The sequence below is a fragment of the Methanohalobium sp. genome (assembly GCF_046546175.1).
GTDB lineage: Archaea > Halobacteriota > Methanosarcinia > Methanosarcinales > Methanosarcinaceae > Methanohalobium.
The window spans coordinates 1-7,907 of the sequence record NZ_JBKGYF010000079.1 but is presented as its reverse complement, the minus strand read 5'-3'; the positions used below and the strand labels follow the sequence as shown (position 1 = coordinate 7,907).

Annotated in this window: 7 protein-coding genes; 2 read left to right on the top strand and 5 right to left on the bottom strand. The window is 37.9% G+C overall.

The window, feature by feature from the left end; genetic code table 11:
* Positions 1 to 489: transposase (locus ACLFMM_RS08140; protein ID WP_410808238.1), on the bottom strand; the 489-nt coding region annotated here is incomplete at its 3' end.
* Positions 490 to 506: 17 nt separating this feature from the next.
* Between ACLFMM_RS08140 and ACLFMM_RS08135 the strand changes: the two genes are divergently transcribed.
* A complete protein-coding gene (locus ACLFMM_RS08135; protein ID WP_410808237.1) occupies positions 507 to 797 on the top strand; it encodes a helix-turn-helix domain-containing protein in 291 nt (96 codons plus the stop codon).
* An 86-nt stretch (positions 798 to 883) separates the two neighbouring features.
* Positions 884 to 1,255 carry a response regulator gene (locus ACLFMM_RS08130; protein WP_410808236.1) on the top strand — a complete coding sequence of 124 codons (372 nt, stop codon included), beginning with the start codon at positions 884 to 886 and terminating at the stop codon, positions 1,253 to 1,255.
* 333 nt (positions 1,256 to 1,588) lie between these two features.
* On the opposite strand, the gene pdxT is transcribed toward ACLFMM_RS08130, so the two are convergent.
* The 4 genes from pdxT to gyrB all read right to left on the bottom strand — a co-directional run bounded on the left by pdxT (position 1,589) and on the right by gyrB (position 7,649).
* Positions 1,589 to 2,197, bottom strand: a complete 609-nt coding sequence (pdxT, locus tag ACLFMM_RS08125) for a pyridoxal 5'-phosphate synthase glutaminase subunit PdxT (protein WP_410808235.1) — start codon at positions 2,195 to 2,197, stop codon at positions 1,589 to 1,591.
* Between the two features lie 39 nt (positions 2,198 to 2,236).
* Entirely contained in the window at positions 2,237 to 3,133 is an 897-nt protein-coding gene (gene pdxS / locus ACLFMM_RS08120) for a pyridoxal 5'-phosphate synthase lyase subunit PdxS (RefSeq protein ID WP_410808234.1), read from the bottom strand.
* Between the two features lie 87 nt (positions 3,134 to 3,220).
* Positions 3,221 to 5,713: a DNA gyrase subunit A gene (gene gyrA, locus ACLFMM_RS08115; protein ID WP_410808233.1), complete on the bottom strand. Its 2,493-nt coding sequence runs from the start codon at positions 5,711 to 5,713 to the stop codon at positions 3,221 to 3,223.
* A gap of 25 nt (positions 5,714 to 5,738) precedes the next feature.
* Positions 5,739 to 7,649, bottom strand: a complete 1,911-nt coding sequence (gene gyrB / locus ACLFMM_RS08110; protein WP_410808239.1) for a DNA topoisomerase (ATP-hydrolyzing) subunit B — start codon at positions 7,647 to 7,649, stop codon at positions 5,739 to 5,741.
* Between the last annotated feature and the right edge of the window lie 258 nt (positions 7,650 to 7,907).

Here is a 7,907-nt window from a genome sequence, read left to right as displayed (position 1 = left end):
TCGAAGTTTTCCTGGCCTGTCTCTATCATTTGATTCATAAGAAAATGTCAAAATCTCGTTTTCAGGACAGATATACACATCCCTTTGTTCATCATAAATGAATCTTGAAACATGATAAGGATGCTTAGTATCATTTTCAGGTTTAGGATTTTTCTTATAACTATTATCGATTTGTTCCGGTATATAAGGGTCCAGTTCTTTCTGTTTCAGGAATTGTATATTCTTTTCATGAATGTAACCACTGTCAGCACAGATTTTCGTATTTTTACTTAATCTTCCACAGTACTTTTCAACAAGTTCAAGTTGTGGTTTAAGCTGATGAGCATCGTTTCTATCCTGACAAACATCGTTTTCGATTATGATTCCTTCCTTATGGTCAACAGTGATTTGAGTGTTGTATCCCTGTTCTATTCTGCCTTTCTTGTTCTTGATAAATCTTGATTCAGGGTCTGTTAAACTATAGTTAGATACATAGCTCTTTATACACAACCAGCATATATCTTCTTATGAAACAAAGAAGAAAAGACCAGATCGATATTGTACATCATGTAGCACTTGACCAGCTCAACAACCTGTTAAAAACCGAGACCAATGCCAGGATGTTGAGACGTCTATATTTCTGCAAATTCAGGTATCTTGGTGATTCTGTCAGCGAAGCCGCTGAAAAAATTGGTATCACAAGAATGACCGGATACTACTGGCAGGATAGATGGAATAAAGTTGGATATGATGCACTGGTTCCCGAGGTCAGCAAGGGCAGAGAACACAAACTCACACAACAAAAAACTGAACAGTAACAGATCAATGACAATTATATTTATATGTGAGTTTTGACGTCTGAATAGTGAGCAAAAGTTTTGTTAGTGTTTTATGGGTGGATTTGATGCATAATATACTGATTATCGAAGATAATAGACTAAATAGACAGCTGATGAATGATTTCATCAATTTAATTGGTTCAGATAGTTATAATGTAATTAACGTGGAGGACGGGGTGGAAGCTCTTGATAAAGTAGATGAATACAATTTTGATTTGATATTATTGGACATCCAACTGCCAAAAATGGATGGTTTGGAACTTTTACCCAAACTTAAAGAAAAACCATGTCTTCTAAACACACCTATAATAGCAGTAACTGCTTATGCTATGAAAGGGGATAGAGAAAAATTCATTGAAGCAGGTTGCGATGAATACTTATCAAAACCTTTGGATTCTGATAAATTTGAAGAAACAATTAAAAAATTTCTCGGTTAATTTATCCGTTATCTATCCAAAATTACGAAGAATGGGTAACAGAGGTACGTGAAAGCCCATGAGTTTAGAGCCTGTCTGACAATTAACATTAAAGTGGATACATTCTACAAAAGAACCAAACAGGTAACATATATTATCAGTTCTTATCATTACTCTTATATCAGGTAATTTCAATGTTCCTGGTTTTTGGATGAATGAATAAACGCCATTAAAAGATAAATCAGTCATTTACCTATATTTATTTATATAATAGATAAAAATAAATTGCTAGTATAGAATTTTCGGACAGCTTGTAAATACATAAGGGTTTTTACCTTCCATTATTATAAATTTTTATTTAGTTTGGTCTTTTGAGATTTTATCAAGAAAATGGTGATGGAAGCGTAAATCATCTGTAAGTTCCGGATGGAACGCAAGTGCAATCAAATTGTCCTGTTCGGCAGCGACAATGTAATCATCAATATCTGCCAGTTTTTTTACCTCATCCCCACATCTTACAATTGCAGGAGCACGTATAAAAATTGCTATGTAAGGGGTATCAAAAATAGATACACTAAGCTTGAATTCAAAAGATTCTCTTTGTCTCCCGAATGCGTTTCTGTTTACAGTAATATCCATAAGTGAGAGTAAATATTGATGCGTTTTTTGAACTTGACCATCTCCCTCTTTTGCCATGAGTATTAAACCCGCACAGGTACCCATAACTGGTACGCCGTTTAATGCAGCCTTTTTTATTTCATCAGCTATACCTTCATAGACAAGGAGACGTCCAAGTGTAGTGCTTTCACCACCTGGTAAAACCAGTGCATCACAGGTTGGAACAATACCACTATGCTTTACAGTGACTATATCACCATTTTTACCACGTTCAGAAATAACTCTTTTTAAAGCATCAACATGTTCTGAAACATCTCCCTGTAATGCAATTACACCTATACGCATACTGGAACCATCTAAAAATTTAAAATTGGAAAATTTAATTTAATATCCACGGGTCTGGAGAATTTGTTCTTCTGCAATTGTATCAGCACTGATACCTTTCATACCAGAACCTATGCCTTTAGAAATTCCTGCAAGTTTTGCAGGGTTATCATAATTGTTAACCGCTTCAACGATTGCACTTGCCATCTTTTCAGGATTTTCTGCCTTGAATATGCCAGAACCGACAAATATTCCGTCTGCTCCCAGTTTCATCATAAGAGCTGCATCCGCAGGTGTAGCAATACCTCCTGCTGCAAAATTGACAACTGGCAGTCTTCCAAGCTTAACAGTTTCTTCCAGTAGTTCGTACGGTGCTCCGATATCTCTGGCAACCATCATCAACTCTTCTTTGGATTTACCTGAGTATTCCCGGATTTCACCCATAATCTGTTTCATGTGATGGACTGCCTGGCTTACATCTCCCGTTCCTGCTTCACCTTTTGTACGTATCATGGCAGCTCCTTCATTGATTCGTCGTAGTGCTTCCCCGAGATTACGAGCTCCACAGACAAACGGTACTGTAAATTGTGTTTTATCGATGTGGTATATGGCATCCGCTGGTGTTAGAACTTCAGACTCATCAATCATGTCAACACCGATTGATTCTAAGATTTCTGCTTCAACAGTATGCCCTATTCGAGCTTTTGCCATTACTGGTATTGTTACTGACTCAACAATCTGGGATACCACTGCAGGGTCTGCCATTCTGGCAACTCCACCTGCTTCCCTTATATCTGCAGGTACAGCTTCAAGCGCCATTATAGCAACTGCACCCGCTTTTTCGGCAATTTCTGCCTGTTCAGGTGTTGTGACGTCCATAATCACACCACCTTTTTGCATTTTTGCAAACCCGCGTTTGATTAGTTCAGTACCATGTCTTAGATTTTTTATTTCCATCAAATCAACCCTGTGATCGTATTATCAAATTATTTTATCAAATTATTTTTATTTGGATTGCTATTTTGTAGTGTTAAAAGTGTTTGTTTAGTTATCATCATCTTTTTTAATTCTTGCGACCCCAATAACTTTATCATTTTCCCGCATGTTCATTATTTTAACACCCTGTGTGTTCCTGCCCTGTACACGAATATCTTTTACAGGTATACGTATAACAAGCCCTTGGTAACTGGTAACTACAATATCATCATCATCCTTAACAGTTTTAACATTTACTACTGGACCATTTCTGGGTGTCATATGGATAGTGGTAACACCACGTCCACCTCTATTCATTCTACGGTATTCATCGAATCTGGTACGCTTTCCGAAACCATTTTCAGTAATTGTAAGAAGTTTTGAATGCTCCTCATCAGATAAAGTATCCATACTTATAATCATGTCCTTGGTATCCAATCTCATTCCCCGTACACCCTGTGCAGTTCTACCCATGGGACGAACATTGGTTTCTGCAAAACGAATCGCTTTACCACCACTGGATACCAGAACTACATCACTTTTGCCATCTGTCAGGATTACATTCACAAGTTCATCCTCACCAGGCAGATTAATAGCTATAAGTCCTGATTTTTTACGGGTTTTAAACTCTGATAATGGGGTTTTTTTCACCGTTCCTTTTTTGGTAGCCATTAACAGGTACCTATCACCCGGAAATTCTTTTATTGTGATCATGGATGATACTGCTTCATCATTTTCCAGTTCAAACAGATTAACAAGAGCTTTACCTCTTGATTGCTTGCTTCCCTGCGGAATTTCGTACACCTTTTTACAGTTGACTCTGCCTTTATTTGTGAATAGAAGGAGATAATCATGGGTAGATGCCACAAACACATCCTCTACAAAATCATCGTCTTTCACGTTTATACCTGCAACTCCTCGGCCGCCGCGGTGTTGTTTGGAATAAGTATCCACTGGTAAGCGTTTTATGTAACCGCTATTAGTGATTGTAATGAAAACTTCTTCATCAGGAATCATATCTTCATCACTAAGTTCTAGACCAGAAGGCTGGATATCAGTACGTCGTACATTTGCATAGTCCTCTTTGAGTTCGGTTAACTCATTTTTTATTATTTCATATTTTCTGGAATCACTTGCTATGATTTCTTTCAGGTCCGCTATTTTTTCAACCAGCTCATTATATTCGCTTTCAATCTTCTCCCGCTCCATAGCGGTTAGATTCTGTAATCGCATATCAAGGATTGCTTTTGCCTGTGCTTCATCAAGTTGGAATCTTTCAATTAAACCTTCTTTTGCTTCAGGTGTTGTTTTCGATTTTCTGATAAATGATATAACATCATCAAGGTTACCAAGACAGATTTTCAGACCATCAAGAATATGGGCTCTATCTTCTGCTTTTTTCAACTGATATTGACTGCGTTTCTGAATCACATCCATCCTGTGCTGTAGATAAATCTGAAGGAGTTCGTACAGGTTCAATACCTTGGGTACTCCGTCTACCAGTGCAAGATTAATTATGCCGTAGGTTACCTGGAGCTGGGTATGTTTGTATAACTGATTGAGTATTACATTCGGATTGATGTTGCGTACCAGTTCAATGACAATCCGAATTCCTTCTCTATCGGATTCATCCCTGAGATCTGATATGCCCTGTATCCTTTTATCTCTTACAAGAGACGCAATGCTTTCAATAAGGTTTGCTTTGTTAACCTGATATGGCAGTTCTGAAACTATAATGCGGTTTTTATCGTTTTTAATTTCCTCGATTTCTGCAACCGAACGTATTTGAATGCGTCCGCGCCCGGTTTCATAGGCGGATCTGATTCCATCTGTACCAAGAATTGTTCCAGCTGTCGGGAAATCCGGTCCTTTTATCGCAGTTCTGAGTTCAGATATTGATACTTCTGGATTGTCAATCATCATTAACAATCCATCAGCTACTTCCCCCAGATTATGAGGTGGTATATTGGTAGCCATACCAACTGCTATACCTGTAGAACCATTAATAATCAGGTTTGGAAGTTTGGCAGGTAGTACTGTTGGTTCAGTTAACGCTCCATCATAATTAGGTTGGAAGGGGACGGTTTCTTTATCAATATCAACAAGCATTTCTTCAGCTATTTTTTCCATGCGTACTTCTGTATAACGCATTGCTGCAGCCGAATCTCCATCAATTGAACCAAAATTACCCTGACCATCTATCAGAGGGTAGCGCATGGAAAATTCCTGAACCATTCTGACAAGTGAATCATAGACTGCCATATCGCCGTGAGGATGGAACTTACCGAGAACATCTCCCACTACACGTGCGGATTTTTTGTACGGTTTATCATAGGTGATGCCTGCTTCCTTCATAGAAAACAGTATACGTCTATGAACTGGTTTTAATCCATCACGCGCATCAGGAAGTGCCCTGCCTACAATAACACTCATTGCATAATCGATGTATGATTTTTTCATCTCTTCTTCGATTAACACCGGCATCACATCTTCTCCGGTATCAGTTTCCTGAACATCGATTCTCTCAGAGTCATCTTCAGTAAAATTATCGTTTTGTGACATTAATTATGACCTCATACATCTAGCATCATATATCAAGGTTGACAACGTCTGTTGCATGTTTTTCAATGAACTGTCTACGAGGTTCCACCTCTTCACCCATGAGTATGGAAAACATCTCGTCAGCCGTTGCAGCATCTTCCATTGTAACCTGTGTCAATTTACGTGATTCAGGGTTCATGGTGGTTGACCATAACTGTTCAGGGTTCATTTCACCAAGACCCTTATATCTTTGAAGTGAAATCCCTTTCTCACCAAGCTCTTTAAGCTTTTTATTTTTCTCCTTTTCATCATGGATATAATATTCTTTTTTACCCTTCTTGATACGATATAGTGGTGGCTGGGCAATATAGATATATCCGCTATCAATCATTTCATGCATGTATCGGAAGAAGAACGTAAGAACCAATGTTCTTATATGTGCTCCATCTACATCCGCATCTGTCATGATGATAACTTTCTGATAACGTGCTTTACTGATGTCAAAATCTTCTCCGACACCTGTACCCATTGCGGTGATCAATGAAAGTATTTCTTTATTTTTCAGCACCTTTGAAAGACGGGCTTTTTCCACATTTATTATTTTACCGCGGAATGGTAATATCGCCTGAAATCTGCGGTCTCTCCCCATCTTTGCAGAACCACCAGCTGAGTCACCTTCCACAAGGAATATTTCTGAAACGGATGGATCGGTTTCTGAACAATCCGCAAGTTTACCTGGAAGAGTACTGACCTCCAATGCACTTTTCCTTCTAGTCAACTCCCTTGCTTTTTTTGCAGCTTCCCTTGCACGTTTTGCAGAGAGTGCTTTTTTAATAATAGAATTTGCAACTTTTGGGTTTTCTTCCAGATATCTGGACAGACCATCAGCAACCATTGATTCTACAATACCTTTAATATCACTGTTACCAAGTCTGGTTTTTGTTTGTCCTTCAAATTGTGGTTCCGGTATTTTTGCACTTATAATAGCTGTTAAACCTTCCCTGATATCTTCACCTGAAAGTTTAACATTGCCTTTTTCAATTTCATTTTTTCTGATATAATCGTTAGCTACTCGTGTAAGTGCGGTTTTGAAACCGATTACATGAGTTCCGCCCTCATGGGTGTTAATATTGTTTGCAAAGGAATATACATACTCACCATAGCTATCAGTATATTGGATAGCAATTTCCACAATTGTCCCATCTCTTTCCCCTTCAAAATAAATGGGTTCCTCATGAAGAGGCGTCCTGTTTTTATTCAAATGTTTAACAAAGGATACAATTCCGCCATCATATTGGAAAACATCTTCATATCCTTCATCGGTTCGTTCATCTTTGATTTTTATTTTTATACCTTTATTCAGGAATGCAAGTTCTCTAAGCCTTGTGGATAGTGATTCATAATCAAATTCAGTGGATTCAAATATTTCCGTGTCCGGTTTGAAGGTACATCTGGTACCAGTTCCTTCGGTATCCCCAAGAATCTGTACATCAGTTTTTGGAATCCCTTTCTCATAACGCTGGTAATAACGTTTACCATCACGTTTTACCTCTACTTCCAGCCATTCAGAAAGACCATTCACAACAGATACACCTACTCCATGAAGACCTCCTGAAACCTTGTAGGTGCTCTTATCGAACTTCCCTCCTGCATGGAGCAGCGTCATTACAACTTCAAGTGCAGACTTGTTATATTTGGCATGTGTATCAACAGGTATTCCCCTGCCATCGTCTTCAAGAGTAACACTTCCATCAGAATTTAAAACTACATCAATCTCAGAACAGTAACCTGCAAGAGCTTCATCAATACTATTATCTACTACTTCGTACACAAGATGATGGAGTCCTCTACCGTCAACACTCCCGATATACATGCTCGGACGTTTGCGTACAGCTTCAAGCCCTTCAAGTACCTGTATGTTTGTTGAATCATAAATCTGTTTATCAGACATAATAATAAATCTCCGTGAAAATCGGATAAATATATTAAAAATGCTTTCTACATTTAAAAATATAATTGGATAATATTTAAGTCAAATTCAATTAAAAATTTTTGTACTGATTTTGACCGATTTTGCTTTTTAGCCTTTCAGGACTTATATATATATGCGCTCATTAGTTATAAATGTTTATGTGAACTACCACTTGGCTAAACAGCCTTTCCAACAATCCTTAATTAAGTTATAATATTTAATTGCTTAAGTTTTGTAGATTTT

What these genes read in the sequence shown, in the direction of transcription:
- ACLFMM_RS08135 (WP_410808237.1), top strand. Translation starts at nt 507, where the DNA reads ATGAAACAAAGAAGAAAAGACCAGATCGATATTGTACATCATGTAGCA.
- ACLFMM_RS08130 (WP_410808236.1), top strand. Translation starts at nt 884, where the DNA reads ATGCATAATATACTGATTATCGAAGATAATAGACTAAATAGACAGCTG.
- pdxT (WP_410808235.1), bottom strand. Translation starts at nt 2,197, where the DNA reads ATGCGTATAGGTGTAATTGCATTACAGGGAGATGTTTCAGAACATGTT.
- pdxS (WP_410808234.1), bottom strand. Translation starts at nt 3,133, where the DNA reads ATGGAAATAAAAAATCTAAGACATGGTACTGAACTAATCAAACGCGGG.
- gyrA (WP_410808233.1), bottom strand. Translation starts at nt 5,713, where the DNA reads ATGTCACAAAACGATAATTTTACTGAAGATGACTCTGAGAGAATCGAT.